This is a genomic window from Paraburkholderia sp. EB58, assembly GCF_050436665.1.
Lineage (GTDB): Bacteria > Pseudomonadota > Gammaproteobacteria > Burkholderiales > Burkholderiaceae > Paraburkholderia.
In genome coordinates this window covers 1-1,956 of sequence record NZ_JBNDMQ010000097.1, presented here as the reverse complement: position 1 = coordinate 1,956, position 1,956 = coordinate 1, and the positions used below count along the sequence as shown (strand labels likewise).

Below are 1,956 nucleotides of genomic sequence, written 5' to 3'. Positions count from 1 at the left end.
CCGAAGTTTGACACGGCGCCCGATCTAACCTGTTGAAGCGCCGAGAGATTTTCGAGACGAAGGGGTTGGCTACTGGGAACAGACGGGGTCGATGCCGAGCAGCGCAAAGGCTTTGCTCTGCAATGGTGTGGGGCGGGTTGTGATGACGATCTTCGCCTGTGGATTGACCGGCGTAAAAGTGATGTTGTAAGTCAAGGTGGCGAGGTCTTGCAGGAGCGTATGCAGGCTGTGCACAGGTAGCGCATCGTCGGTACGATGGCGCGCGGCTTTGGCGCTGGCCCCCTCGGAGCGCGGCGTCGGCATCACCGGATTGGGGCGCTGATCACGCCGCGTTGCCAGGTCCTCATCGTCATGAAGCAGGGGCTTGAGGGCCTCGCGCAGATGCCATTCGACATAGTAGGCCAGCATGCATAAAAACACGTGCGCGCGCACACGCGACTCGCTGAAGTGATAGATCGGACGCACGTGCAGATCGACAGTCTTCATCGAGCGGAAGGCCCGCTCGACCTGCGCCAGGCTTTTGTAGGCCAGGACTGTCTGGGCGTCGGAGAGCCGTTCGCTGGGCACATTGGTCCGTAGTACATAGAGTCCATCAAGCGCGGCTTCGGCATCGATCTGTTCCTGCTTGCGGGTGAACGTAAAGCTGGTCTCGGTGATCTCCAGCTCGAAGTGCTTGGCCATCCGGTAGCGCTCGATCACGCGACCCACGCGCAAGCCAATCTTGTCCTGGCCGTGCAGGCGATTGCGGGTGCGCGCAGTGGCCTGCGCGATCGCGGCCAGTTCCACTTCGGTGGCCGCCAGCAGCTCGGCTCGCTTTCTGGCGCGCTCCTCGGCCAACGCCGGGTTGCGGCAGACCACCAGCCGCTCGCCTGGATAGCGCGCGCTGTCTAGCGCGATCAGGCCGCGCTCGTCGAACAGCGAGGGCTGCCAGGGGCCTCGGTCCTCGAGTAGCTCGGCAATCTGTGGCGAGCGCAGCGCGGTGATCCAGCTCATGCCCGCCGGACGCAGCACCTGTTCGATCCGCGCGCTGGTGATCATGCCGCGGTCCCCCACCCACACGACCTGTGACAGACCAAAGCGCTCCTTGAGCTTGTCGATCTGCGCGGCCAGCGTGGCAGGATCGGCGGTGTTGCCGGCAAACACTTCGACTGCCACCGGACAGCCGTCGGCGGCGCACAGCAAGCCAAACACGATCTGCGGGTCATCGCGTTTGCCGTCACGCGAGTAGCCGTAGCGGGCGAGCGCGCAGTGCCGGCCGGTGACCCACGTCGAGGTGAGGTCATAGAGCACCAGCACGCCATCGCTCAGATGCTGGCGCGCCAGACTGCGCTCGATGCGCGGCTGCGCCTCGCCGAGCCAATCCAGGGCGGCGTAGAGCCGCTCAGCCTCGAACGAGCCGAGGCCCAGCACCTGCGACAGCGAATGAGTTGCACACTCCGGTTGCAAGTTACGCCAGGTGGCGAGCTTGGAGCCCGGCTCCAGCACGCGCGCCACCACCAGGGCCAGCACCAGCGAGTGCACCGGGGCGGGCGCGGGATCAAGCAGCCTGGCCAGGCCGCAGCGCCGTGCGATCCCCAACACGGCGGCCACATGGCCATGCGGCAGCGACCGCTCGATGCTCATCAGCGCCTGGGGTGACTCAACCGCGACGCCGCCCTTGAGCAGAATGCGCAAGTGCTCGATGAGTTGTGCATCCCAATGGGACAGATTGGCGATTGTGCGTTTGACGACCTTGCCGCCCTCACGATAGCCCTCACGCAGGAGGATCGCGGGTGGGGAGTTTCGGTTCCGGATGGTCTCGATATACATGGGCTAAAGAATAGACAACATACCCGGTAAATCAAGGTGAAATCTCGTCGAAAACGTACCATTTACATGGGAACATTTAAGACACAAAAAATGGCGCAAAGGCGCGCCACTTCTTGCTCAGCAGTGTTTCAGGTGTTCAAACTTCGG

General features: G+C 63.3%; 1 protein-coding gene. It reads right to left on the bottom strand.

All coding sequences use genetic code 11. The features are described from left to right. Positions 1 to 69 precede the first annotated feature (69 nt). Positions 70 to 1,809, bottom strand: a complete 1,740-nt coding sequence (locus P3T40_RS44865; RefSeq protein ID WP_429274083.1) for an IS1634 family transposase — start codon at positions 1,807 to 1,809, stop codon at positions 70 to 72. Positions 1,810 to 1,956 lie beyond the last annotated feature (147 nt).

Bases quoted from the DNA above. Each gene is read 5' to 3' on its own strand.
- P3T40_RS44865 (WP_429274083.1), bottom strand. From the start codon at position 1,809: ATGTATATCGAGACCATCCGGAACCGAAACTCCCCACCCGCGATCCTC.